This window comes from Vibrio splendidus (assembly GCF_003345295.1).
Taxonomy (GTDB): domain Bacteria; phylum Pseudomonadota; class Gammaproteobacteria; order Enterobacterales; family Vibrionaceae; genus Vibrio; species Vibrio splendidus_K.
Map to the genome: position 1 here is coordinate 2,647,941 of NZ_CP031055.1, position 24,831 is coordinate 2,672,771.

Genomic DNA, 24,831 nt, shown 5'->3' on the forward strand with positions numbered 1-24,831 from the left:
AAGCGCAGCGTACTCGCATCTCGGAGTGAAACGTTCCTATTCCTTACTTCAGATATAAAAAAACCGCTGACGAATCAGCGGCTTTTAAAAACATTAGCGAGTCGTTAAGAAAGAATTACTTCTTCTTTTTTACTGCTTTTTTGTTTGGAAGGTCAGTGATTGAACCTTCGAATACTTCCGCAGCTAGACCAACAGACTCGTGTAGAGTTGGGTGAGCGTGGATAGTCAGTGCGATATCTTCTGCATCACAACCCATTTCGATTGCTAGGCCGATTTCGCCAAGAAGTTCACCACCGTTAGTACCAACAACAGCACCACCGATTACGCGATGAGTATCTTTATCGAAGATCATCTTAGTCATACCGTCAGCACAGTCTGAAGCGATTGCACGACCAGAAGCAGCCCAAGGGAAAGTAGCAACTTCGTAGTTCAGGCCTTCCGCTTTCGCTTCTTTCTCAGTCTTACCTACCCAAGCAACTTCTGGCTCAGTGTACGCAATTGATGGGATTACTTTAGGATCGAAGTAGTGCTTCTTACCAGAGATAACTTCAGCAGCTACGTGACCTTCATGCACACCTTTGTGAGCAAGCATTGGTTGACCAACAACGTCACCGATCGCGTGGATGTGAGGAACGTTAGTACGCATTTGCTTATCAACATTGATGAAACCACGCTCATCAACTTCGATACCCGCTTTTTCAGCGTCGATAAGTGCACCGTTTGGAACACGACCGATAGCAACAAGAACAGCATCGTAGCGCTCAGCTTCAGCTGGTGCTTTTTTGCCTTCCATTGAAACGTAGATACCGTCTTCTTTCGCTTCAACAGCAGTCACTTTAGTTTCAAGCATTAGCTTGAACTTGTTCTTGATGCGTTTAGTGAAGACTTTAACGATGTCTTTATCCGCAGCAGGGATAACTTGATCGAACATCTCAACAACTTCAACTTTAGAACCTAGAGAGTGATAAACCGTACCCATCTCAAGACCGATGATACCGCCGCCCATGATAAGCAGTTTTTCTGGTACTTCGTTTAGTTCTAGTGCATCCGTAGAATCCCAAATACGTGGGTCTTCATGTGGGATGAACGGAAGTTTGATTGGGCGAGAACCCGCTGCAATGATTGCATTATCAAAGTTAATTGTTGTCGTTTCTTCGCCAACAACTTCGATGCTGTTAGGACCAGTAAACTTACCGAAACCGTTAACAACAGTAACATTACGCATCTTAGCCATACCGCCAAGACCGCCAGTCAGTTGATCAACTACTTTGTCTTTCCAGATACGAACTTTGTTGATGTCCGTTTGTGGCTCGCCGAATACAACGCCGTGCTCTGCCATCGCTTTTGCTTCTTCAATTACTTTAGATACGTGAAGAAGTGCTTTTGATGGAATACAACCAACGTTTAGACATACACCACCAAGAGTGCTGTAACGTTCAACTAGTACTGTTTCTAGACCTAAATCCGCACAACGGAATGCCGCTGAGTAGCCAGCAGGACCTGAACCAAGTACAACAACTTGGGCTTTAATTTCTTTGCTCATTGTGACCTCTTGTAGTCATTATCCCTAACAGGCTGAGTAGATGTTCTTAAAATTATTGGGCTTTCAAACAGGAAACATTTTACAGAGATGTTAACAGTGTGAAAGTAGCTTTAAGTTAGCCTGTGAGCTAGACAACAATTCCCCCGCAGTTTATGAGAAATGCCGGAAACTGTTCTCTAAAAATAGTCTTTATATAAAGAATTAAGGTGACCCGAAAGTCACCTTAATAATTACTTTCTCAATTACAGTACTAGACGACGAATGTCAGATAGTGCGCTGTTTAGGAAAGTAATGAAGCGTGCACCTTCAGCACCATCGATCACGCGGTGATCGTATGATAGAGACAGTGGAAGCTGTAGACGTGGTTGGAACTCTTTACCATTCCAAACTGGCTTAATCTCAGACTTAGATACACCTAGGATACCTACTTCTGGCGCATTTACGATTGGTGTAAATGCAGTACCGCCAATACCACCAAGGCTAGAGATTGTGAAACAACCGCCTTGCATGTCTGCCGCTGTTAGCTTACCAGAACGAGCTTTCTTAGAAACAACCATTAGTTCTTCAGATAGCTCGTAAATACCTTTCTTGTTCACGTCTTTGAAAACAGGAACAACTAGGCCGTTTGGTGTATCAACTGCGATACCCACGTTTACGTACTTCTTAAGAATGATGCTTTCGCCATCGTCAGAAAGAGACGAGTTGAATGCAGGGAATGCTTCTAGCGCTTTAGCAACAGCTTTCATGATGAACACAAGTGGAGTGATCTTCATGCCAGTGTCTTTCTTCGCTTCGATTGCGTTCTGTTCTTTACGGAATGCTTCTAGCTCAGTGATGTCTGCGTTGTCCCACTGTGTAACGTGCGGGATCATTACCCAGTTACGGTGCAGGTTAGCGCCAGAGATCTTCTTAATCTTAGAAAGCTTCTGAACTTCAGTTTCGCCGAACTTGCTGAAGTCAACTTTTGGCCATGGTAGTAGACCAAGAGCAGAACCGTCGCCGCCTTTGCCAGATGCCGCAGCACCAGACTCTAGACGCTTAAGTGCATCTTTAACGTAAGACTGAACGTCTTCTTTAAGGATACGGCTCTTACGACCAGTACCTTTAACCTTAGAAAGGTTAACGCCAAATTCGCGAGCAAGACGACGAACAACTGGAGAAGCGTGCGCGTAGTCACCGTTCTCTTGGAAGTCGCCAGCTGCTGGAGCTACTGCTTTAGGTGCAGGTGCTGCTGCCGGAGCTGCTGCTTGTGCTGGAGCCGCTACTGCTACTGGAGCTGCGCCTTCAACAACGAAAGTCATGATTGAAGAGCCTGTTGACACTTTGTCACCAGCTGCAATCTTGATCTCTTTTACTGTACCAGCGAATGGTGCAGGCACTTCCATTGAAGCTTTGTCGCCTTCAACAGTAATTAGAGATTGCTCTTCTTCTACTGTATCGCCAACCGCTACCATGATTTCAGTAACTTCTACTTCGTCGCCACCGATATCAGGAACGTTTACTTCTTTCTCAGCAGATGCTGCTGGAGCAGCTGCAACTGGTGCCGCCGCTGGAGCAGGAGCTGCTGCAACTGGTGCGCCAGAACCTGCCACTTCAAATACCATTACTAGAGAACCAGTAGATACTGAATCACCAGAAGCGATCTTGATTTCTTTAACGATACCAGCGAATGGTGCAGGTACTTCCATTGAAGCCTTGTCACCTTCAACAGTAAGAAGAGATTGCTCTTCTTCTACTGCGTCACCGATAGCTACCATGATTTCAGTTACTTCAACTTCATCACCGCCGATATCAGGAACGTGAACTTCTTTAAGCTCAGCTGCTGCAGGAGCAGCTGCAACTGGTGCCGCCGCTTCAACTGCTGGAGCAGCCGGTGCTGCTGCAGCACCTTCCGCTTCGAAGATCATGATAAGAGAACCAGTAGAAACAGAATCACCTTCTGAAATCTTGATTTCTTTAACGATACCCGCTTGAGACGCAGGAACTTCCATTGAAGCTTTGTCGCCTTCAACAGTGATCAGTGACTGCTCTTCTTCAACCTTGTCGCCAACGTTTACAAGAATCTCAGTTACTTCAACCTCGTCAGCACCGATGTCTGGTACATTAATTTCGATTGTCATTGTATTTACCTACCTTAATGCCAGTCTTATGCGTATTGCGGGTTAGTTTTTTCAGTGTCGATATCGAACTTAGCAATTGCTTGTGCAACTACAGACTTCTCGATATCACCACGTTTAGCCAGTTCAGTTAGAGCTGCAACTACGATGTAGCCAGCGTTAACTTCGAAGTGACGACGTAGGTTTGCACGGCTGTCAGAGCGGCCGAAACCATCTGTACCAAGTACTTTGTAAGACTCAGTTGGCATGTACGCACGTACTTGCTCAGCGTAGTTCTTCATGTAGTCAGTCACTGCGATTGCAGGTTCTTTACCAAGAACAGTCGTGATGTACGGTACTTTCTCTTCAGCTTCTGGGTGAAGCATGTTGTCACGCTCTACCGCTTGGCCGTCACGAGTTAGTTCGTTGAACGACGTTACAGAGAATACGTCAGAGGCTACGCCGTACTCTTCGCTTAGAATTTCAGCCGCTTTACGCGCTTCGTTCATGATAGTACCAGAGCTCATTAGTTGAACTTTGCCCTTAGCACCAGCGTGAGATTCAAGCTTGTAGATACCCTTACGAATGCCTTCTTCAGCGCCTTCTGGCATTGCTGGCATTGCGTAGTTCTCGTTCATTACTGTTAGGTAGTAGTAAACGTTCTCTTGGTTCTCACCGTACATGCGACGGATACCGTCTTGCATGATAACCGCTAGCTCGTAAGCAAACGTTGGGTCGTAAGAGATACAGTTAGGGATCGTGTTCGCTTGAATGTGCGAGTGACCATCTTCGTGCTGTAGACCTTCACCATTCAGTGTTGTACGACCTGCAGTAGCACCTAGTAGGAAGCCACGAGCTTGTTGGTCGCCTGCTAACCAAGCCATGTCGCCAATACGTTGGAAACCGAACATTGAGTAGTAGATGTAGAACGGGATCATCGGTAGATCGTTTGTGCTGTATGAAGTTGCTGCAGCAACCCATGAAGCCATAGAACCTAGTTCGTTGATACCTTCTTGAAGAACTTGACCAGACGTTGCTTCTTTGTAGTAAGAAACGATGCCTTTATCTTCAGGTGTGTATTCTTGACCGTGTGGGTTGTAGATACCAACCTGACGGAATAGACCTTCCATACCGAATGTACGAGCTTCATCACAGATGATAGGAACAATGTTCTTACCAATGTTCTTATCTTTAAGAAGGATGTTTAGCGTACGTACATAAGCCATAGTTGTAGAGATATCACGCTTCTGCTCACCTAGTAGAGGAGCGAATGCGTCTAGCTCAGGAACCTTGAACTCTTGAGTAAACTTAGGAAGACGTGCAGGCGTGTAACCGTGAAGAGCGTTACGACGAGCGTGCATGTATTCGTACTCAGGCGTACCTTCTTCTAGTTTCAGGTAAGGAAGCTCTGTGATTTTCTCATCAGAAAGAATGTCTTCTAGACCTAGACGATCACGTAGGTGTTGAACATGAGTCATGTCCATTTTCTTAACACCGTGTGCAATGTTCTTACCTTCAGCTGCATCACCCATGCCGTAACCTTTAACAGTCTTAGCTAGGATTACAGTTGGCTTACCGTTTGTCTCTTTTGCATTGTTGAATGCAGCAAACAGTTTAGAAGAATCGTGGCCACCACGCTTAAGAGCGAAGATTTCGTCATCAGTCATGTCTGCAACTAGTGCAGCTGTTTCTGGGTACTTACCAAAGAAGTGCTCACGTACGTATGCGCCATCTTTAGATTTGAATGTCTGGTAGTCACCATCGATAGTTTCATTCATCAGTTGAAGAAGCTTACCTGTCGTGTCTTTAGCCAGTAGTGAATCCCAGTTGCTACCCCAGATAACTTTAACAACGTTCCAACCTGCGCCTTTAAATAGGCCTTCAAGTTCTTGGATGATGCTACCGTTACCCATTACAGGGCCGTCTAGACGCTGTAGGTTACAGTTGATTAGGAAACATAGGTTGTCTAGCTTCTCACGCGCAGCGAAAGAGATAGCACCACGTGATTCTGGCTCATCCATCTCACCGTCACCTAGGAACGCGTATACGCGTTGCGCTGACGTTTCTTTCAGGCCACGGCCATCAAGGTACTTAAGGAAGCGCGCTTGGTAGATCGCAGAGATCGGACCAAGACCCATAGATACAGTAGGGAACTGCCAGAACTCAGGCATCAGTTTCGGGTGCGGGTAAGAAGGGATACCTTTACCATCAACTTCTTGACGGAAGTTATCTAGCTGTTCTTCAGTTAGACGACCTTCAACGAATGCACGAGAGTAGATACCTGGAGAGATGTGACCTTGGTAGTAAACTAGATCGCCACCGTCCGTCTCATTTGGAGCACGGAAGAAGTGGTTGAAACATACTTCGTAGAACGCTGCAGCTGACTGGTAAGAAGCCATGTGACCACCAAGGTCTAGGTCTTTCTTAGAAGCACGCAATACAATCATGATTGCGTTCCAGCGAATAATCGAACGAATACGACGCTCAAGAGTTACGTCACCAGGGTAAGCTGGCTCTTGTGCTGCTGGAATTGTGTTGATGTAGTTTGTGTTGATGCCTGTAGCCATATCAACACCATCTAAACGCGCTTTATCTAGAACTTGTTCTAGTAAATACTGTGCACGTTCTACACCTTCTTCACGTACTACTGACTCAAGAGCTTCTAACCAATCTTGAGTTTCCAGAGCATCAACGTCATGCTTCATGTCAGACATGGCGATCTATCCTTTTTGTTAGTTGGATTCTACTAAACACGTAAAAAGCCGAAGTATTACGGCTATTTACCCTGTTGAATTCGACGTAAAGAACGTTCGCGGCGCGATTCTTCTTTGGTCAAATCCAGCAATGTTTCTTCGATGTAAGCTAAATGAGAATGTGACATTTCACGTGCCTGTTCTGGCTGCCCTGAAACGATCGCATCTACAATGTTAGCTCGATGTATACTCACTTTCTCCACAACGTCTTTACGACGATGCAACAGCTTTAAATTTTCTAAGACGTTTTGTTCGAGTAACGGAGCCAAACTACGAACAATGTGCAATAACACCACATTGTGCGCTGCCTCTGTTAAAGCAATAAGAAAAGCCATCACCGCTGCAGATTCGGCTTCAATATCACCTTTATCTTGCGCACCATGAATCTTATCTTGGCATGCTTGAATTCGAGCAAAGTCTTCATCAGTACCACGCAATGCCGCGAAGTAAGCCGAAATCCCTTCCATCGCATGACGCGATTCCAACAAGTCTAGTTGGGTTTCAGAATGGGACGACAACAAATTAAGCAAAGGATCTGAAAAGCTTTTCCAGATATTTTCGCTAACAAACGTACCTCCACCTTGACGGCGAGTAAGCAAGCGTTTTGCTTCTAAACGTTGTATCGCTTCTCGGATTGAAGGACGAGACACATCGAACTGTTTCGCTAGTTCGCGCTCAGGCGGCAACTGCTGCCCTGGAGCCAGTGTTCCTTCCACTATCAACCTTTCTAACTCTTGTTCGATAACGTCCGAGAGTTTTGGCTGACGAATCCTTTGATAAGCCATAGTTTGTTGTTCTTCTTTTTCTTCGCTGACAATTGGTAATACCAATTTTAAGTTGGGCAGAAATTAACATAATTAAAACGCCACTGTCCAGTGCAAAATTGACCTGCATCATAGAACACAGCATGAATTAACCATGATTTAACAAATGAAATTTAAAACAGCAACTAAATTGGTCTTACCATTTACAGGGGTAATACTTTTGGGGAGGTTTCGTGCTAGAAAGTTTCAGGATAAAAATGAATTGTTTCAGAAAGATTAGTGCCACTTGTTTAAAAATCAAACCAAGCGCACATTTAGGATGGAAATTCTGTTCATAAGTTTTAATAAATTAGCGTTTGATAAGCTCGTCACACTCTCGATTTATTGATGCTCTCCTCTCCACCACTTTCTTTACATAGCAACAACAAAAATTCACAAGTCATTATGCCAGGCGTTGACTATTCAGCGCCTAACAGCAGTAAGGCTATCTAAAGTTGAGGCTTAGCCCTTGAGCTTTTCTTTAAATTTCTGCCAGTCGAAAACCAAGCCAGGATCGGTTTTGCGCAGAGGCGCAATATATTGGTGGCCTGTGATTCGTTCAGTGGTAATTTGAGGGAAACTCGATACCAGTGTTTCCGTTAATTGGGTAAGCGCTTGATACTGCTGCTCGGTGTAAGCCACAAAGTCACTACCTTCCAGTTCAATACCAATCGAGTAATCATTACACCTTTCACGGCCGGCAAAGCTGGACTGGCCAGCGTGCCAAGCTCTATCAAGGAACGAAACAAACTGCACAACCTCACCATCACGACGAATCAAGCAGTGTGCAGAAACACCCATTTGGTGAATCACTTGAAAAAACGGGTGTTCTTCTGGGTCAAGTTTGCCCGTAAAAAACTGTTCGATGTAAGGCCCACCAAATTTCCCCGGAGGTAAACTAATGTTGTGAACCACCAGCAGAGAGATATCGTCGACGCTAGGTCTAACATCAAAATACGGGGAAGGAACATGCCGAGCGTTGTCATACCATCCGTTGAAGCTGATCGTCATCTTGGTCTCACTTTCTTTTCTGCTAGCACAATAAGATTGTGACCTTACCCATAGAGCAGTCACGCTAGCCTCTTTAATTTGAAGTTAAGCAAGAGTATCATTCCATTCCCACTCCCTTTCAAGATTAGATTTGCGATGAAAAACACACATAACAGCCACCAACGCCTTGATTACTTAAAAGAGCAACTGCCTCTCGAGATCACTCGCTCAGTGGCTGAGACCATCAAAGAAGATCTAGGCGGAACGTTAGATCCAGCGGCTGATATTACGGCAAGTCTAATCCCAGCAGACGCAATCAACAGCGCGACCATCATTACCCGTGAGCACGGTGTGTTCTGTGGTAAAGCTTGGGCTGATGAAGTGTTTAAGCAATTGGGCGGTGAGGTGACTATCGAGTGGAACGTAGAAGATGGCGACAAGGTTGAACCAAACCAAACGCTTTGTAGCTTAACTGGCCCAGCACGTGCGCTATTAACCGGTGAGCGTAATGCAATGAACTTCATTCAAACGCTATCTGGCTGTGCGACAACAACAGCGATCTACGCAGATAAAGTTAAGCACACAGAATGCCGCCTGTTAGACACTCGCAAAACAATTCCTGGCCTTCGCAGCGCACTAAAATACGCTGTCGCTTGTGGTGGCGGTTTCAACCACCGTATCGGTGTTTTCGATGCCTACCTAATTAAAGAAAACCACATCATCGCCTGTGGTGGTATTGAAAAAGCTATCTCGACAGCAAAAGAGCTTAACCCGGGTAAAGCTGTGGAAGTTGAAACGGAAAGCCTAGAAGAGCTAGAGCAAGCGATCAGCGCTGGCGCAGACATCATCATGCTAGACAACTTCACCACAGACATGATGCGTGAAGCCGTGAAAATCAACGCTGGCCGCGCAGCATTAGAAAACTCAGGTAACGTCACTCTCGACACTATCGCAGAGTTCGCTGAAACGGGTGTTGATTACATCTCTGTTGGTGCACTGACTAAGCATCTAAAAGCGATGGACCTATCCATGAGATTTAAAGCGTAATCAACTGAATAATAAATATATTTCCGTCAAAGGCATTGTTGATAACAGTGCCTTTTTTATTACCTAAATTATCAATATTTCAATCACTTATTTAAGTTGGTCGCATAATTTTGCGCGCCATATGAAACACCACACTAATAAACACGAAACCACTCGCGGCCAAACCTGAACACCATTCCACTTCCCCATCTCGACTTCTATTCTTTCCATCAACCAGTGCTTGCGCTGAAACAAACTAAATAATGGAATAGAACAATGAATAACAAAAATAAAAGAACAAATCAGAAAGGTTTTACGTTAATTGAATTGATGATTGTGGTGGCGATTATTGGGATCTTATCGGCATTTGCTGTGCCTGCTTATCAAGATTACACAAAAAAAGCGACTCTATCTGAATTTCCAAAAGCCGCCGCTGCTGTAAAAATGGCTGTTGAATTGTGTGCTCATGAAAGTGCTTCCGATGCTGCGACATTTAAAACTAGCTGTATCTCTAACAATAATGGCGTCCCGAATGTGCTAACACTTAACAACATGGAAATTAAAGCTATCGGTGGGAGCGCTTCTGGTGCTGTCGATGTTCGCATAAAAGCATCGGCAACCAAAGGACCTATAAAAACTGGCGAGACCTATGTTATGACAGCAACTTATGCTGCTGTAGGTATTACTTGGGCAACTAAATGTTACACCGATGCCGCACTTGCTAATACACAAGATACTTATTGCCCATAATGCTAACCAACCTTCCAACCGTTCTACGTCAGGCTGATCTACTTAGCCTAACTCAAGAACAGGCCGTTGCGGAACATGTGCAAGTTTCAGGTGTTTCTACACCTGAAGCTTTACTCGTTCTTGATTTCTTCACCGGCGATTCCTTAGCAAACAATATCAAAACCATCTTCGGCTTACCGTTAGTGCAACTAGCCAGTACTGACTACGAAACCTTGTGTGAGCAATTGGGGCTTCGTGAGCTGATCACCAAATATCGAGCAATCCCGATTTCAGTTTCTAGTTCTACTCTTACGCTCGCCTCGGCTGATCCGACCGACTTACAAGCTGAAGACGACTTTCGATTCGCGACAGGATTGCAGATTGAATTGGTTGTCGCTAATTACTCTGAATTAGAAGGCGCAATACGAAAGCTGTATGGCCGTTCTATTTCCGGGCAAGATTCCAAGCGCAAAGAGATAACCCAAGATGAGCTAGCCAACCTTGTTGAGATATCTGACGACGAGATAACGTCCATTGAAGACCTCAGCCAAGACGACTCCCCGGTTAGCCGCTTTATCAACCAGATACTAGTCGATGCGGTACGTAAAGGCGCTTCTGATATCCACTTCGAACCTTACGAAGAGCACTATCGTGTACGACTGCGCTGTGATGGTATTCTTGTTGAGATACAGCAGCCCGCTTCTCACTTAAGTCGTCGTCTATCGGCGCGCTTGAAGATCCTCGCCAAACTTGATATCGCTGAACGGCGCTTGCCTCAAGATGGTCGTATTAAATTACGTTTAAATGACGAACTGGCGATTGATATGCGGGTATCGACGCTGCCAACATTATGGGGAGAAAAGATCGTTCTGCGTCTCTTAGACAGCAGCGCTGCCAATCTCGATATCGATAAGCTCGGTTACAGCGAGGATCAAAAAGCACTCTACCTTAATGCATTGAAACGCCCGCAAGGGATGATCTTAATGACCGGGCCAACCGGCAGTGGCAAAACCGTCTCTCTCTATACTGGCCTTCGAGTGCTCAACACCACTGAACGCAACATCTCAACAGCCGAAGATCCTGTGGAGATTAACCTGTGTGGCATCAATCAGGTACAAGTGACGCCTAAGATCGGCTTTGGATTTGCTGAGGCGCTGCGATCATTTTTACGACAAGATCCTGATGTGGTGATGGTTGGAGAGATCCGCGACTTGGAAACCGCAGAGATCGCGATCAAAGCCTCACAAACAGGCCACTTAGTGCTTTCGACACTGCACACCAATTCTGCAGCAGAAACCGTGACTCGCCTCTCTCATATGGGGATAGAACCTTTTAACCTCGCTTCATCATTAAGCCTGATTATCGCCCAACGACTGGCAAGACGATTGTGCAATCACTGTAAAGCCGCTGACGACTCTCCGGACATATTTCTGCGTCACTCTATCCCTAACAATCAAACGATCTACAAAGCCAATCCACAAGGATGCAATGAGTGTAATCAGGGATACTCGGGGCGAGTCGGTATCTATGAAGTCATGCCTTTTAGCGACCAATTGAAAAATAGCCTGATAGACAAGCCGAACGCGTTAGCCATTGAAAACTTGGCACGCCGAGAAGGCATGAGAACTTTACAAGAATCAGGGCTAGATAAACTGCTTGAAGGCACCACCAGCTATCAAGAGCTACAACGTGTTCTATACCTATAATTCACGGAGCGAAAATGAGTAGTAAAAGCAAACAATCACAACTAAAAAACTACCATTGGAAGGGAATCAATAGTTCAGGCAAGAAAGTATCAGGGCAGAGCTTAGCGCTCACCGAATTAGAAGTGCGAGAGAAGCTCAAAGAACAGCACATTCAGATTAAGAAAATCAAAAAGAAAAGCATCTCAGCAATCACTCGTTTAACCCATCGAGTCAAAGCCAAAGATATCACTATTTTGACTCGCCAACTGGCTACCATGTTGGCTACTGGTGTGCCCATCGTACAAGCCATCAAGCTAGTGTCAGACAATCACCGCAAAGCAGAAATGAAATCGATTTTATCGCACATCTGCAAAGGTGTAGAAGCCGGCACGCCAATCTCAAAAGCGATGCGAACCGCAAGCCGCCACTTTGATGACCTCTATACCGACTTGGTCGCGACAGGCGAACTCTCCGGCAACCTTGCACAAGTATTTGAACGCTTGGCGACCTATCGAGAAAAGAGCGAGCAACTAAAATCCAAGGTTATAAAGGCGCTCATCTACCCAGCAATGGTTGTAGCGGTCGCCCTTACCGTTTCCTATTTAATGCTGACCATGGTCATCCCTGAATTTGAATCGATGTTTTCTGGTTTCGGAGCAGACTTACCTTGGTTCACCCAGCAAGTGCTTTATCTTTCCCATTGGATGCAGGCTTATAGTTTCTATAGTGCCATCGGTGTTGGTTTATTAATTCTGTCTTTTCAGCAGCTGCGTCAGCGATCTTACTCGATTCGACTTTCAACCAGTCGTCTTGGTTTACGCTTCCCTATCTTGGGTGCTGTCATCACTAAGGCATCAATTGCAAAGTTCAGCCGAACGCTATCAACCAGTTTTAGTTCTGGGATTCCTATCTTAACCAGCCTTAAAACAACGGCTAAAACGGCGGGTAATCTACATTATGAATCGGCCATCATCGAGGTTCACCGTGAGACTGCTGCTGGCATGCCGATGTACATTGCAATGCGCAATACCAATGCCTTCCCGGAGATGGTTTTGCAGATGGTGATGATTGGTGAAGAGTCCGGAAATCTTGATGATATGCTCAATAAAGTCGCTTCCATTTACGAGTTCGAAGTAGACAACACCGTCGATAACCTAGGCAAGATTCTAGAGCCACTGATCATCGTATTTTTAGGCACCGTAGTTGGTGGACTTGTTGTCGCGATGTACTTACCGATCTTTAATCTTATGAGTGTGTTAGGATAGTTAAAAGCAACTAAACACCCATGAGCAGCCAACCTCTGCTCACCTTGATTAAGTGGTAAAGGACACTATGGAAGTATTTCACTACTATCCTTGGCTATTCCCCGTATTAGCTTTCATTTTTAGCCTTCTTATCGGCAGCTTCCTCAACGTAGTCATACACCGTTTACCGATAATGATGGAACGAGAGTGGCAACAAGAGTGCTCGGAGTATTTCTCTCAATATAAAATTCCAGCACCAGAGGGAAAGTTCAATCTCAGTATCCCTCGTTCTACCTGCCCGAAATGTAAAACCCAATTAAGAATCATCGACAATATTCCAGTATTAAGTTGGTTGTTCTTAAAGGGCAAGTGCCATAGCTGTGCTAACCCAATCAGCGCTCGTTATCCATTGGTCGAACTGCTTACGGCGATACTTTGTACCGTAGTCGCGAGCCACTTTGGTTTCAGTTACTACGCCATCGCTCTGATTTTTTTCACGTTTGCCTTGATTACCGCAACCTTTATCGATCTCGATACTATGCTGTTGCCTGATCAAATTACCTTGCCTTTAGTGTGGTCTGGTATCGCGTTAGCTCTGTTTAATATCAGCCCTGTATCGCTTCAAAATTCAGTGATTGGCGCAATGGCAGGCTACCTAGCACTTTGGTCGGTTTATTGGCTGTTCAAGCTGTTAACAGGCAAAGAAGGCATGGGTTACGGCGACTTCAAACTTCTGGCTGCACTTGGCGCGTGGCTTGGCTGGCAGCACCTACCAATGATCATTCTTTTGTCGTCGCTGGTCGGTTTAGTTTTCGGATTGATTCAACTTCGCTTGAAACAACAAGGCATAGATAAAGCCTTTCCATTTGGACCTTACCTTGCAATTGCGGGTTGGGTGAGTTTGATGTGGGGTAACGACATCATGGGTTGGTATTTCACTTCTGTACTAGGAATTTAACCATGGCAATCATTATCGGATTAAGCGGTGGTATCGCCAGTGGAAAAACCACCGTTGCTAACCTCTTCAATGAGCATTTTAATATTGATATTGTCGATGCTGATATCGTTGCACGCGAAGTCGTCGCAGTAGGTAGTGACGGCTTAAAGCAGATTACCGACCATTTTGGTGAGGCTATCTTACTTGAAGATGGAGCACTCAACCGAAGTAAGCTGCGTGAGTTAATCTTCTCGGATCCCACAGAGAAACAATGGCTCAATGACCTGCTTCATCCCATGATCCGTAACAAAATTGACAGTGACCTGTCTAAAGTCACATCCCCTTATGGTTTATTAGTCGCACCGCTATTGGTTGAAAACCAAATGCAAAGCATGGCCGATCGCGTATTAATCGTTGATGTGCCAACAGAAGTGCAAATAGAGCGTACGATGAGTCGTGATAATGTTTCTAAGGAACAGGTTGCATCAATTTTAAAATCACAGGCTTCAAGAGAACAACGCTTAGCAGTTGCAGATGACGTGATTAAAAACCATACTAAAAACCAAGAACTTTTGCCTCAAATCACAGATTTACATCAAAAGTATCTGGCAATCAGTACTGTAGATGGGTCAGAATAGAATAATGTTGAATGAAGGTTTGCTCGATGATCACCCACAAATTTGAACATCCTCTAAATGAGAAAACACGCATCTACTTAAGAGTTGAATCACTCTTGAGGCAGCTGCACTTGTCTTCTACATTTTCCGATGCTCAACAGTATCAACTCTTTTTCCGTTCCATCTTTGATCTGATTGAAATCTTTGAACAGATCCAACTCAAGAGTGAACTCGCAAAAGATATTGAGAAGCAGCGTGTAACCTACAAAAGCTGGTTAGATGTTGAAGGTGTCGATCAAGAGATGCTGACTTCATTACTCAACGATATTAGCAACATCTATCGTGAACTGATGCAGGCGGAGCGTTTTGGGCAGTCACTTAAAGAAGATCGCTTCTTGAGTGCTATACGTCAACGCTTTAACTTACCAGGTGGCTCATGCTGCTTTGATTTACCCGCACTGCACTATTGGCTGCATCTTCCTCTCGATAAGAGAATGCGAGATGCCAAAGCTTGGATGGATAGCCTACAGCCTTTGTATGAAGCGCTAACACTATGGTTAAAGCTCACTAGAGAGACTGGTCACTTTAAAGAGCAAATTGCTCGCGCTGGCTTCTTCCAGAGCGATGCTGATGAAGCGAATATCCTTCGCCTTTCTATTCCAATGCAATACGGTGCCTACCCGATGATCTCCGGGCATAAAAACCGTTTTGCCGTTAAGTTCATGAGCTTTGAAACAGGACAAGCCTGTACTCAAGACATCGAATTTGAATTGGCTGTCTGCAGCTAATTAATTTCCTTTTATAGTTTGGCTTGAGCCTTCACTCGAGCCTAAACTCTTTCTTACAATACCCTCTAATTAAGAATCACTATGTCGAAAAAAATCACCATCGTTAAATGCCCTCAATGTAATGCCGACGTTGAATGGGGCGAACAAAGCCCACACCGCCCGTTTTGCAGTAAGCAATGTCAGATGATTGATTTCGGTGAATGGGCAGACGAAGAGAACAGCATTGCTGGCGCACCAGACATGTCAGATAGCGATGGTTGGTCGGAAGACCCGCACTAAGCGAGTAACGAGTAACGAGTAACGAGTAACGAGTAACGAGTAACGAGTAACGAGTAACGAGTAACGAGTAACGAGTAAATTTTGAAGGGTTGGCGTTTTACGTCAATCCTTTTTTATTGCCTATAGCTTGGTACGAATAGAGATTCCCTACACCTTCCTTCGTCAGTCTAGGGAATGACGGTTAAATGTGAGTTTCGTTTTAGTCCGTCATCCTCAAGTGCGAGGAACGAGCAAATTGAGGCTCTTCTTCCTACTCAGCTCTAAATAGCAGACACAAAAAAGCGGAGCCAAATGGCTCCGCTTTTATCGATAGAATGCAAAAAGAATTACTTCTTAGTAAGCTTCTCTTTAATACGAGCTGACTTACCAGAACGCTCACGTAGGTAGTACAACTTGGCACGACGTACTGCACCACGGCGTTTAACTTCGATGCTATCAACCATTGGAGAGTGAGTTTGGAACGCACGCTCTACGCCTTCACCGTTCGAGATCTTACGAACTGTGAATGCAGAGTGTAGACCACGGTTACGAATAGCGATTACAACGCCTTCGAAAGCCTGTAGACGCTCACGGTCACCTTCTTTTACCTTAACCTGAACTACAACAGTGTCACCTGGTGCGAACTTAGGAAGGTCTGATTTTAGTTGCTCTTCTTCAAGAGCCTTGATGATGTTGCTCATTTGTATAAATTCCTAGAATAAACTGATACTAAATTTAATAGGTTACTGCTTGCTTTTCTTTAAGAGCGTTGCTCTTTAATGAATTCAGCCAGTAATTGTTCCTGTTCGTCAGTCAGAGCTAGGTTTTCCAGGAGCTCTGGTCTTCTTAGCCAAGTTCGGCCCAACGATTGTTTTAATCGCCAGCGACGAATGTCCTTATGGTTTCCAGACTTGAGTACCGATGGTACATCTTTATCGTCTAGCACCTCAGGGCGCGTATAATGGGGACAATCTAGCAAACCATTTGCAAAAGAATCTTCTTCTGCTGAAGCGAAATCTCCAAGTACACCCGGAACAAACCGAGAGACTGAATCAATCAACGTCATGGCTGGCAGTTCGCCACCCGTCATCACAAAATCTCCAATCGACCATTCTTCGTCGACTTCAGATTGAATAATGCGCTCATCTACCCCTTCATAGCGACCACAAATAAGAAGCAAGTTCTCGTTTGTTGCCAACTCTTCAACACCTTTCTGGTCGAGTTTACGACCTTGAGGTGAAAGATAGATTACTTTCGTCTTTCCCGGTGCTGCTTGCTTGGCAGTTTGGATAGCATCGCGCAAAGGCTGAACCATCATTAACATGCCAGGACCACCACCGTAAGGTCTATCATCAACAGTGCGATGTTTATCATGAGTGAAATCGCGAGGATTCCATGTCTCAATAGATAAAAGACCTTTTTTAACCGCTTGACCTGTTACTCCAAAATCAGTAACAGAACGGAACATTTCAGGAAACAGGCTAATAATGCCAACCCACATGTGTTCTCTCGCTCTGTAATTTGGAGTTAGAATCCAGGATCCCAGTCAACTTCGATCCGGCGAGCTTCGCGATCAACTTTCTTGATCACTTGCTCTTCAAGGTACGGTACTAACCGTTCCTTTTGGCCAAAAGCATCTTTAAGATTTGCTTTAATTACTAGAACATCGTTCGAGCCAGTTTCTAATAGGTCAGTGACCTCACCAAGGTCGTAACCTTTAGTGGTAAAAACTTGCATACCGAACAATTCGCGCCAGTAGAATTCATCTTCTGACAATTCAGGTAACGAAGCAGGGTCAATAGCAATTTCAAAGTTAGTCATCAGTTGCGCGTCTTCACGAACATCTAATCCCGCTAGCTTACATACATAACCTTGGCCATGACGTTTCCAGCTCTCAACTTTGTACTCAACCCACTTACCCTTTTGGTTTAAATACCAAGGGCTGTAATCAAATATGCTTTCAGCATTGTCTGTGTAGGAGAACACTTTAAGCCAGCCACGAATACCATAGGTAGACCCAAGTTTACCCATGACAATTCTATTATTTTGCTCGCTCATCGTTTCTTTACCCTTCATCGACATAAGCTATTTCTCTTTAAAAAAGAATTAAGCCGCTTTTTGAGCGTCTTTAACTAGCTTAGCTACACGATCAGATAGAGATGCGCCTTGACCAACCCAGTGGTTAACACGATCTAGGTCTAGACGTAGACCTTCTTCTTGACCTTGAGCAGTAGGGTTAAAGAAACCTACTTTCTCGATGAAACGGCCAGTTACAGAGTTACGGCTATCCGCAACTACGATTTGATAAAATGGGCGCTTCTTTGCACCGTGACGTGCCAAACGAATGGTTACCATGTCGTCCTCTTTGCTTTCTTAATAAAATAATTAACCCCAAGTATAAGTAAATAGCTTGGGGTCTCGTGCCAAATTAAAGCCCCGGAATTTTACTCTTATTCCGGTGCAATGCAAGGGCTTTAGCTATTTTTTCACCAACATAGCAACCGGACACTTTCTGTGACACGGCTAACACTATGAAAAGTAACGTAGCTAAAGCTTACATTTGTAGATTATCGACCAAACGGGTTAAAACCACCACCCATTCCGCCCATACCTCCACCGCCGCCCATCATGCCTTGCATGTTGCGCATCATGCCTTTCATTCCACCTTTCTGCATTTTCTTCATCATCTTCTGCATTTGAGTGAACTGTTTAAGCATACGGTTTACATCTTGTACCTGCGTACCAGAACCTGCAGCAATGCGCTTTTTGCGTGAGCCTTTGATTAGGTCTGGACGCTGGCGTTCTTTCATTGTCATAGAGTTGATGATCGCTTCCATTTGCTTGAACATCTTGTCATCAACTTTATCTTTAACGTTGTCTGGTAGCTGAGACATACCTGGAAGCTTATCCATCATGCCCATCATGCCGCCCATGTTTTTCATCTGACCAAGCTGCTCACGGAAGTCTTCAAGGTCAAAGCCTTTCTTCTCTTTGAACTTCTTAGCCAGTTTCTCTGCTTTCTCGGTATCAACGTTTTTCTGTAGGTCTTCAATAAGAGACAGTACGTCGCCCATACCTAAGATACGAGAAGCAACACGATCTGGGTGGAATGGTTCTAGTGCGTCAGTCTTTTCACCAACACCTAAGAATTTAATCGGCTTGCCAGTGATATGACGAACAGACAGTGCAGCACCACCTCGCGCATCACCATCAACTTTCGTCAAGATAACACCGGTTAGTGGGAGCGTATCACCAAAAGCTTTTGCTGTGTTCGCAGCATCTTGACCAGTCATTGCATCAACAACGAACAGAGTCTCTACTGGTTTAATTGCAGTATGAAGCTCTTTGATCTCGCCCATCATCTCTTCATCGATAGCCAAACGACCAGCAGTATCGACAATTAGCACGTCGTAGAATTTCTTCTTCGCATGATCGATTGCAGCGTTTGCAATATCAAGAGGCTTTTGATCAGCTGAAGATGGGAAGAAGTCGACGCCAACATCGCTTGCTAACGTTTCAAGCTGTTTGATCGCCGCTGGACGGTAAACGTCGGCAGACACAACCAAAACTTTCTTCTTGTCACGCTCAGTCAGGAGCTTAGATAGCTTACCTACCGATGTGGTTTTACCCGCACCTTGTAGACCAGCCATTAAAATAACGGCTGGCGGCTGCGCTGCTAGGTCAAGAGCCTCGTTAGACTCACCCATCACCGCTTCAAGTTCAGCTTGAACGATCTTAATGAATTCTTGACCAGGTGTTAGAGATTTAGAAACCTCAACACCCACTGCGCCTTCTTTTACGCGCTTAACAAAATCGCGGACAACTGGCAGTGCAACGTCGGCTTCAAGTAGCGCCATACGTACTTCACGCAGCGTCTCTTTTATATTGTCTTCGGTCAGACGACCTTTACCGCTGATGTTCTTCAGCGTTTTGGATAGACGATCCGTTAAATTATCAAACATAGTTTTCTCTTCGCTCAAAACTGCGACTATTACTGTGAGTATACATTAGCGCGGATTAGAGTCATACCCGTTGTAGAGCGTTAATCATCCACGCTTGTGATGTGAGACATTATTCACTTGGAATTGAATGAGGTTCACCATAGCCCCAAAGAGCGATGCGAGGTATAATTCGCCAATTAGTAATCATTTAAATGGATACCATGGACAGTCTTATTGCGATCGCAGCGGCCTTTCTTTATACAATGGCGATTTCCACGATCATTCCAGGTCTCGTGCACCAAACAGGAATCCGCGTAAAAACGGTGTTTATCAGCGCATTACTTGCTCTAGCTTTCCATGCTTGGTTGCTTGGCGATTTAATTTTTAATGCCAGTGGCCAAAACCTCAGTATCTTGAACGTTGCTTCATTGATCAGTTTAATCATCTCTTTGGTCATGAGCGGTGCGATGCTCAAAACCCGATTGTGGTTCATCTTGCCAGTTGTTTATAGCTTCGCTGCTCTAAATCTAATGGCTGCCACTTTTCTTTCAAGCACGTTCATTAAACATCTAGAGAATGACCCAAAGCTGCTACTGCACATCTCTTTGGCTTTGTTCTCATACGCGACGTTGACTATCGGTGCGCTATACGCCCTACAACTTGCGTGGCTAGATCACAAACTTAAAAAGAAAAAAGCGTTAGTGATAAACCCTAACCTACCTCCTTTAATGATGGTGGAAAGACAACTTTTCAAGATCATTCTGATCGGTAATGGCTTATTAACAGGTACTTTATTGACTGGCCTTATCTTCGTACAAGATATGTTTGCTCAAGGAAAAGCACACAAGGCTGTATTGTCTTTTATTGCTTGGGTTATCTACTCTATCCTTCTATGGGGTCACTATCAAAAAGGTTGGCGTGGACAAAAAGTCACTTGGTTCGCACTTGCCGGTGCCAGCATGCTCACATTAGCCTACTTCGGTAGCCGCTTCGTTCAGGAAATCATCCTGAATTAGTCTGTAAAATGAAGGCAAGGTCTCACACACCTTGCCTTTAAAATATTGAGTCCGTTAGATTCAATTGACATCTCGACCATGTTCGGTCATAAATTAATCAAGATACACAAATAGGAAAAGAATAGTTTTGGACGACATATCAACGGGTATCTTATTTGCGCTACTCGCGTGTCTCATTGTAATTTCTGGTTATTTCTCAGGTTCCGAAACGGGCATGATGTCCTTGAACCGCTACCGTTTAAAGCACTTGGCCAATACGGGTCATAAAGGTGCCAAACGCGTAGAAAAACTTCTGAACCGCCCAGACAGATTGATCGGCCTTATTCTCATCGGCAACAATCTCGTCAACATTCTTGCGTCTGCGATCGCGACTATTCTTGGTATGCGCATCTACGGGGATATCGGCGTAGCGATTGCTACCGGTGTCCTGACTCTCGTGATCCTCGTGTTTGCCGAAGTAACCCCAAAAACCATCGCTTCTCTGTTTCCAGAGCGTGTCTCTTACGCCAGTAGTATCCTTTTGATGATACTGATGAAGGTACTGTCACCATTGGTGATATTGGTGAACTTCATTACCAACGGTTTTATTCGTATCTTAGGTGTCAAAGCCCGCCACGATGCGACCGACCACTTAAGCTCTGAAGAGCTGAGAACCGTGGTAAATGAAGCGGGAAGCCTGATACCTCAACGCCACCAAGATATGTTGGTGTCTATTTTAGATTTAGAACACGTGACCGTGAACGACATCATGGTGCCTCGAAATGAAATCACTGGCATCGACATCAATGATGACTGGAAATCTATCGTTCGCCAATTAACTCACTCCCCTCATGGGCGTATTGTGTTATATCGTGACCAGATAGATGAAGTGGTTGGCATGCTTAGGTTACGAGAAGCTTACCGCTTGATGCTTGAAAAGAACGAATTCAATAAAGAGACATTGCTGCGTGCAGCGGATGAGATCTACTTTATTCCTGAAGCGACACCACTCAATATTCAACTACTTAAGTTTCAGCGCAATAAACAGCGCATCGGTTTGATTGTGGATGAGTATGGCGATATCAACGGCTTGGTTACCCTTGAAGATATTCTAGAAGAAATAGTTGGTGAGTTTACGACCTCCATTGCACCAAGCTTATCTGAAGAGATCACACCGCAAAGCGATGGCAGCTTCTTGATTGAAGGCAGCGCCAATATCCGTGACATAAACAAAGGCTTGCAGTGGACACTACCTACAAATGGCCCAAGAACACTTAATGGTTTAATACTGGAACACCTTGAAGACATTCCTGAGAGTCACCTGAGTGTTCAGGTTGCGAGTCATCCAATGGAAATTGTTGAACTCGAAGAGAACCGTATCAAGCTCGTTCGCGTGTTCCCGCAGATCGTTAACGGATAAAAGTGGTTTGCTGGACTGGGATAACTAAGTGAGTAGTCACAAGCTCACATGCGACAACTGCCTAGATCTAAAATATGTCTCGTCCTAAAACACGTTGACGAAAAAGGCCCGGTTCATTGAACCGGGCCTTTTAGTATCTAACTCGCTCTGTCTCTAGAGTGAAATGTATCTAGAGTGAAGCGTATTCAAGGTGAACTAACAATGACTAGTCGATCTTAAGCTCTTGCAGCATAGACTCTGGCAATGCCAGTTCATCATTTTTGTTTACAGAGATACCAGCAGCAATGATCGCGTTGGCGATATCTTTCGCTTCATCCAAAGAGTGCATTGCCGCAGTACCACATTGGTATTCGTTCAGTTCAGGGATCTTATTTTGATTCTCAACTTTCAGCACATCTTGCATTGCAGCCAACCAACCGTCTGCCACTTGCTGCTCTGAAGGCGTACCAATTAGGCTCATGTAGAAACCAGTACGACAACCCATCGGTGAAATATCGATGATCTCCACATCCGAACCGTTCAATTGATTACGCATAAATCCTGCGTATAGGTGCTCTAGAGTATGGATACCTTTCTCAGATAGAATGTCTTTGTTTGGCGCAGTAAAACGCAGGTCAAACACAGTGATGGTATCCCCTTTTGGGGTTTGCATTGTTTTAGCTACACGAACTGCAGGTGCGTTCATGCGCGTGTGATCAACAGTGAAACTATCTAATAAAGGCATTGCTCTTCTCCGTGACGGTTGGCTTTAGAAAAACCAACTTCTATTGTCTTCTAGTTCTTTACGACACTGTTTAAGCTGCCATCCATAATCTTTTGCTTGCTGTTCGACTTTGCGCGCCACCTTAATCAATGATGGTTTGCTATTGTATGACTTGCGCTTATAACCACCACGACCTTCATGATAAGCCAAATACTGGTTATACGGATCCCATAGTGAAATACCAAGCTGACGACGCGTCTCGCTGGTGTACCAACCGATGAACATCAATGCATCATCAAAGTTGGTTCTTGAGCCACCGTTATTCGTCGCCTTTTGGAAGTCTTCCCAAGCAGGGTCTTGAGCTTGTGCATAACCGTAGGCACTACTCACGCGTCCCCACGGAATAAAGCCAAGAATGTAATCTTTAGGCGGGCGCGCATCATGACGATAGCTACTCTCTTGTTTCACAAAAGCCATCGCTACGTTGATCGGCGTGCCCCACTCTTCTTGCATATCGAGAGCATCTTCATACCACGACGGGTGTTCTCTGAAGATGCTACACAAGTTATCTTGCTGCTTTGGCGGTGGCGTGGCACATCCAACCAATAGGCTAGAGACAACACCAACAGTCACTACTGGCAACCATTTTCCACTTACGCGTTTAGGCTGGCCTAATAAGGTTTGCTTCCTTTCCACCAAAGTCTCGCTATGCTTTTAAATACGAAAAATAATCCGTTAAGAAGCTGTCAAAATCTTGAGTGCTTGCTTCTTCACTTTGTTGCTGAGCAATAACAGAGCGTTGAACTTCCGCTTCCATCAACTCAGCTGAGTAAACTTTATATTGGTGTGCTTTGTGTTGCTGAGCGTACGTTTTTCCTAACGCACAACCCACTTTACCCAAGCCACCTAATTTTTTGGTCTCTTCTAGCAACTGGCCAGAAATGGTCAGCTCTGGGTTATCGATCCAAGTTTCAAGCGTATCGCACGTTTCTTGGTATGCACGACCACCTTGCTCAGCATCCATCAACTCAGCGATAACACGAAGATCTTTGAATACGCGTTTAGCCCAATCTTGCAGAGACAGTCTCTCGCCATCACAACCAATCTTGAGTTCTAAACCAACCTGACGACCTTCTAAGATCACCTTGTTCCAGTTATCGCGCCAGCATTCAAGTTCGCAGTTATCCATCTCAGCAGAGTCAGATAGAACACTCCAAGTTAAGAATAGATCGAGGAAGCGAACTTGTTGCTCATTGATACCAATTGAGCTGAATGGGTTTACGTCCAAAGAACGAACCTCGATGTACTCAACACCAGCACGAGCCAGTGCTTCCGATGGTTTTTCACCACTTTTCGCCACGCGCTTAGGGCGAATTGGCGCATAAAGCTCGTTCTCGATTTGAAGAACGTTACTATTCAATTGACGGTATTCACCATCAACCTTAGTGCCAATCTCAGCAAACTCTTCTGATGGCGTGCGAATCGCTTGGTTCAAACCTTCAAGGTACTGGTCTAGGCTGTTGAAGCCAATCTTTAATACGCTTTGAGCACTATTGGTGTAGCCAAGATCACTCAGGCGAAGTGCCGTTGCTTTTGGCAGATACAGTGTCTCGCCAATCTTTTCAAAAGGTAACTTTGTCTCTCTTCCTTTGATGAAAGAAGGACATAGTGCAGGTGAAGCACCGAAGAAATATGGGATTAACCAACCAAAACGGTAATAATTACGAATCAAACCAAAGTACGCATCTGACTTAGCTTCACAGCGCGCTTCTTCTGTTTGCTCTCCAAACAGGCTATCCCAAAAACTATCCGGGAAAGAGAAGTTGAAGTGAACACCTGAAATAATCTGCATCAGGCTACCGTAACGACGTTTTAGGCCTTCACGATATAGCGTCTTCATTTTGCCGTTGTTAGAGGTGCCGTATTGCGCTAGCTGAATGTAATCTTCACTGCCTACGTAACAAGGCATAGAAAGCGGCCACATCTTTTCGCCATCTAACTTGGTTTGTGTGAAATGGTGGATATCAGACAACTGATTCAAAAGCGTCGGAACGTCGTTAGAAACAGGCGTAATAAACTCCAGTAGCGACTCAGAAAAATCGGTCGTTACCCATCCGTTCATCAACGCAGATCCCAAAGCCTTTGGGTGCGGCCCAGTCGCAAGATGCCCATCTTCCGTGTAGCGTAACGTTTCCCTTTCAACACCACGACCAAATTGAGAGAAGGTCTTAGGGTTGGTTGCAACTTGCTTTAGTCGCGCAGCAAAATCAGTCAAAATTCAGTTCACTTATCTTATATCGTTC

Annotated in this window: 23 protein-coding genes; 10 read left to right on the forward strand and 13 right to left on the reverse strand. The window is 44.8% G+C overall.

Annotated elements, in window-relative coordinates:
- Positions 1-115 precede the first annotated feature (115 nt).
- The 5 genes from lpdA to ampD form a co-directional block, all read right to left on the reverse strand.
- Positions 116-1,543 (reverse strand): dihydrolipoyl dehydrogenase, encoded by a 1,428-nt coding sequence (lpdA, locus tag DUN60_RS11550; RefSeq protein WP_004735450.1) that lies wholly within the window; start codon positions 1,541-1,543, stop codon positions 116-118.
- A gap of 242 nt (positions 1,544-1,785) precedes the next feature.
- Complete coding sequence (gene aceF / locus DUN60_RS11555) at positions 1,786-3,663, reverse strand: pyruvate dehydrogenase complex dihydrolipoyllysine-residue acetyltransferase (RefSeq protein ID WP_114633997.1); 1,878 nt, start codon at positions 3,661-3,663, stop codon at positions 1,786-1,788.
- Between the two features lie 26 nt (positions 3,664-3,689).
- A complete protein-coding gene (gene aceE / locus DUN60_RS11560; RefSeq protein WP_054547490.1) occupies positions 3,690-6,353 on the reverse strand; it encodes a pyruvate dehydrogenase (acetyl-transferring), homodimeric type in 2,664 nt (887 codons plus the stop codon).
- Positions 6,354-6,415: 62 nt separating this feature from the next.
- Positions 6,416-7,177 (reverse strand): pyruvate dehydrogenase complex transcriptional repressor PdhR, encoded by a 762-nt coding sequence (gene pdhR, locus DUN60_RS11565; protein WP_017629813.1) that lies wholly within the window; start codon positions 7,175-7,177, stop codon positions 6,416-6,418.
- Positions 7,178-7,657: 480 nt separating this feature from the next.
- A complete protein-coding gene (ampD, locus tag DUN60_RS11575) occupies positions 7,658-8,206 on the reverse strand; it encodes a 1,6-anhydro-N-acetylmuramyl-L-alanine amidase AmpD (protein ID WP_114633998.1) in 549 nt (182 codons plus the stop codon).
- A 135-nt stretch (positions 8,207-8,341) separates the two neighbouring features.
- Between ampD and nadC the strand changes: the two genes are divergently transcribed.
- From nadC to yacG, 8 genes are all read left to right on the forward strand, one after another.
- The gene (gene nadC, locus DUN60_RS11580; protein ID WP_114633999.1) at positions 8,342-9,232 is read left to right on the forward strand and encodes a carboxylating nicotinate-nucleotide diphosphorylase; all 891 of its coding nucleotides are present in this window, start codon (positions 8,342-8,344) and stop codon (positions 9,230-9,232) included.
- 255 nt (positions 9,233-9,487) lie between these two features.
- Positions 9,488-9,961: a pilin gene (locus DUN60_RS11585; protein WP_054547487.1), complete on the forward strand. Its 474-nt coding sequence runs from the start codon at positions 9,488-9,490 to the stop codon at positions 9,959-9,961.
- Entirely contained in the window at positions 9,961-11,646 is a 1,686-nt protein-coding gene (pilB, locus tag DUN60_RS11590) for a type IV-A pilus assembly ATPase PilB (RefSeq protein WP_054547486.1), read from the forward strand. The genes DUN60_RS11585 and pilB overlap by 1 nt, the downstream gene beginning before the upstream one ends.
- A 14-nt stretch (positions 11,647-11,660) precedes the next feature.
- Entirely contained in the window at positions 11,661-12,890 is a 1,230-nt protein-coding gene (locus DUN60_RS11595) for a type II secretion system F family protein (RefSeq protein WP_054547485.1), read from the forward strand.
- A 67-nt stretch (positions 12,891-12,957) separates the two neighbouring features.
- The gene (locus tag DUN60_RS11600; RefSeq protein ID WP_114634000.1) at positions 12,958-13,827 is read left to right on the forward strand and encodes a prepilin peptidase; all 870 of its coding nucleotides are present in this window, start codon (positions 12,958-12,960) and stop codon (positions 13,825-13,827) included.
- A gap of 2 nt (positions 13,828-13,829) precedes the next feature.
- A complete protein-coding gene (gene coaE / locus DUN60_RS11605) occupies positions 13,830-14,444 on the forward strand; it encodes a dephospho-CoA kinase (protein ID WP_054547484.1) in 615 nt (204 codons plus the stop codon).
- Positions 14,445-14,470: 26 nt separating this feature from the next.
- The gene (gene zapD / locus DUN60_RS11610; RefSeq protein ID WP_017087400.1) at positions 14,471-15,211 is read left to right on the forward strand and encodes a cell division protein ZapD; all 741 of its coding nucleotides are present in this window, start codon (positions 14,471-14,473) and stop codon (positions 15,209-15,211) included.
- Between the two features lie 81 nt (positions 15,212-15,292).
- Complete coding sequence (yacG, locus tag DUN60_RS11615) at positions 15,293-15,490, forward strand: DNA gyrase inhibitor YacG (protein WP_004735515.1); 198 nt, start codon at positions 15,293-15,295, stop codon at positions 15,488-15,490.
- 326 nt (positions 15,491-15,816) lie between these two features.
- Here yacG and rplS read toward each other — a convergent pair whose 3' ends face one another.
- The 5 genes from rplS to ffh all read right to left on the reverse strand — a co-directional run bounded on the left by rplS (position 15,817) and on the right by ffh (position 19,431).
- Positions 15,817-16,170, reverse strand: coding sequence for a 50S ribosomal protein L19 (rplS, locus tag DUN60_RS11620; RefSeq protein ID WP_004735514.1), 354 nt, complete (start codon positions 16,168-16,170; stop codon positions 15,817-15,819).
- Positions 16,171-16,229: 59 nt separating this feature from the next.
- Positions 16,230-16,970: a tRNA (guanosine(37)-N1)-methyltransferase TrmD gene (gene trmD / locus DUN60_RS11625; RefSeq protein ID WP_004735512.1), complete on the reverse strand. Its 741-nt coding sequence runs from the start codon at positions 16,968-16,970 to the stop codon at positions 16,230-16,232.
- 26 nt (positions 16,971-16,996) lie between these two features.
- Entirely contained in the window at positions 16,997-17,551 is a 555-nt protein-coding gene (rimM, locus tag DUN60_RS11630; protein ID WP_004735510.1) for a ribosome maturation factor RimM, read from the reverse strand.
- A 24-nt stretch (positions 17,552-17,575) separates the two neighbouring features.
- On the reverse strand, positions 17,576-17,824 hold the full coding sequence (gene rpsP / locus DUN60_RS11635) for a 30S ribosomal protein S16 (protein WP_004735508.1): 249 nt from the start codon (positions 17,822-17,824) through the stop codon (positions 17,576-17,578).
- Between the two features lie 212 nt (positions 17,825-18,036).
- Positions 18,037-19,431, reverse strand: a complete 1,395-nt coding sequence (ffh, locus tag DUN60_RS11640; protein ID WP_004735506.1) for a signal recognition particle protein — start codon at positions 19,429-19,431, stop codon at positions 18,037-18,039.
- Positions 19,432-19,631: 200 nt separating this feature from the next.
- On the opposite strand from ffh, the gene DUN60_RS11645 reads away from it, so the two are divergent.
- Both DUN60_RS11645 and DUN60_RS11650 read left to right on the forward strand, forming a co-directional pair.
- Complete coding sequence (locus tag DUN60_RS11645; RefSeq protein ID WP_017079954.1) at positions 19,632-20,426, forward strand: cytochrome C assembly family protein; 795 nt, start codon at positions 19,632-19,634, stop codon at positions 20,424-20,426.
- 127 nt (positions 20,427-20,553) lie between these two features.
- Positions 20,554-21,825 (forward strand): HlyC/CorC family transporter, encoded by a 1,272-nt coding sequence (locus tag DUN60_RS11650; RefSeq protein WP_004735502.1) that lies wholly within the window; start codon positions 20,554-20,556, stop codon positions 21,823-21,825.
- Between the two features lie 205 nt (positions 21,826-22,030).
- On the opposite strand, the gene luxS is transcribed toward DUN60_RS11650, so the two are convergent.
- The 3 genes from luxS to gshA are packed head-to-tail and all read right to left on the reverse strand — an operon-like array spanning position 22,031 to position 24,803.
- The gene (luxS, locus tag DUN60_RS11655; protein ID WP_017079953.1) at positions 22,031-22,549 is read right to left on the reverse strand and encodes an S-ribosylhomocysteine lyase; all 519 of its coding nucleotides are present in this window, start codon (positions 22,547-22,549) and stop codon (positions 22,031-22,033) included.
- Between the two features lie 24 nt (positions 22,550-22,573).
- Positions 22,574-23,224, reverse strand: a complete 651-nt coding sequence (locus DUN60_RS11660) for a transglycosylase SLT domain-containing protein (protein WP_029406196.1) — start codon at positions 23,222-23,224, stop codon at positions 22,574-22,576.
- 10 nt (positions 23,225-23,234) lie between these two features.
- Positions 23,235-24,803, reverse strand: coding sequence for a glutamate--cysteine ligase (gshA, locus tag DUN60_RS11665; RefSeq protein WP_114634001.1), 1,569 nt, complete (start codon positions 24,801-24,803; stop codon positions 23,235-23,237).
- Positions 24,804-24,831: the final 28 nt, after the last annotated feature.

Coding starts and splice junctions, on each gene's coding strand:
- yacG (WP_004735515.1), top strand. CDS start 15,293: ATGTCGAAAAAAATCACCATCGTTAAATGCCCTCAATGTAATGCCGAC.
- DUN60_RS11585 (WP_054547487.1), top strand. CDS start 9,488: ATGAATAACAAAAATAAAAGAACAAATCAGAAAGGTTTTACGTTAATT.
- nadC (WP_114633999.1), top strand. CDS start 8,342: ATGAAAAACACACATAACAGCCACCAACGCCTTGATTACTTAAAAGAG.
- rplS (WP_004735514.1), bottom strand. CDS start 16,170: ATGAGCAACATCATCAAGGCTCTTGAAGAAGAGCAACTAAAATCAGAC.
- ampD (WP_114633998.1), bottom strand. CDS start 8,206: ATGACGATCAGCTTCAACGGATGGTATGACAACGCTCGGCATGTTCCT.
- ffh (WP_004735506.1), bottom strand. CDS start 19,431: ATGTTTGATAATTTAACGGATCGTCTATCCAAAACGCTGAAGAACATC.
- DUN60_RS11600 (WP_114634000.1), top strand. CDS start 12,958: ATGGAAGTATTTCACTACTATCCTTGGCTATTCCCCGTATTAGCTTTC.
- pdhR (WP_017629813.1), bottom strand. CDS start 7,177: ATGGCTTATCAAAGGATTCGTCAGCCAAAACTCTCGGACGTTATCGAA.
- coaE (WP_054547484.1), top strand. CDS start 13,830: ATGGCAATCATTATCGGATTAAGCGGTGGTATCGCCAGTGGAAAAACC.
- trmD (WP_004735512.1), bottom strand. CDS start 16,970: ATGTGGGTTGGCATTATTAGCCTGTTTCCTGAAATGTTCCGTTCTGTT.
- zapD (WP_017087400.1), top strand. CDS start 14,471: ATGATCACCCACAAATTTGAACATCCTCTAAATGAGAAAACACGCATC.
- pilB (WP_054547486.1), top strand. CDS start 9,961: ATGCTAACCAACCTTCCAACCGTTCTACGTCAGGCTGATCTACTTAGC.
- rpsP (WP_004735508.1), bottom strand. CDS start 17,824: ATGGTAACCATTCGTTTGGCACGTCACGGTGCAAAGAAGCGCCCATTT.
- DUN60_RS11595 (WP_054547485.1), top strand. CDS start 11,661: ATGAGTAGTAAAAGCAAACAATCACAACTAAAAAACTACCATTGGAAG.
- DUN60_RS11645 (WP_017079954.1), top strand. CDS start 19,632: ATGGACAGTCTTATTGCGATCGCAGCGGCCTTTCTTTATACAATGGCG.
- aceE (WP_054547490.1), bottom strand. CDS start 6,353: ATGTCTGACATGAAGCATGACGTTGATGCTCTGGAAACTCAAGATTGG.
- rimM (WP_004735510.1), bottom strand. CDS start 17,551: ATGTCGATGAAGGGTAAAGAAACGATGAGCGAGCAAAATAATAGAATT.
- luxS (WP_017079953.1), bottom strand. CDS start 22,549: ATGCCTTTATTAGATAGTTTCACTGTTGATCACACGCGCATGAACGCA.
- lpdA (WP_004735450.1), bottom strand. CDS start 1,543: ATGAGCAAAGAAATTAAAGCCCAAGTTGTTGTACTTGGTTCAGGTCCT.
- aceF (WP_114633997.1), bottom strand. CDS start 3,663: ATGACAATCGAAATTAATGTACCAGACATCGGTGCTGACGAGGTTGAA.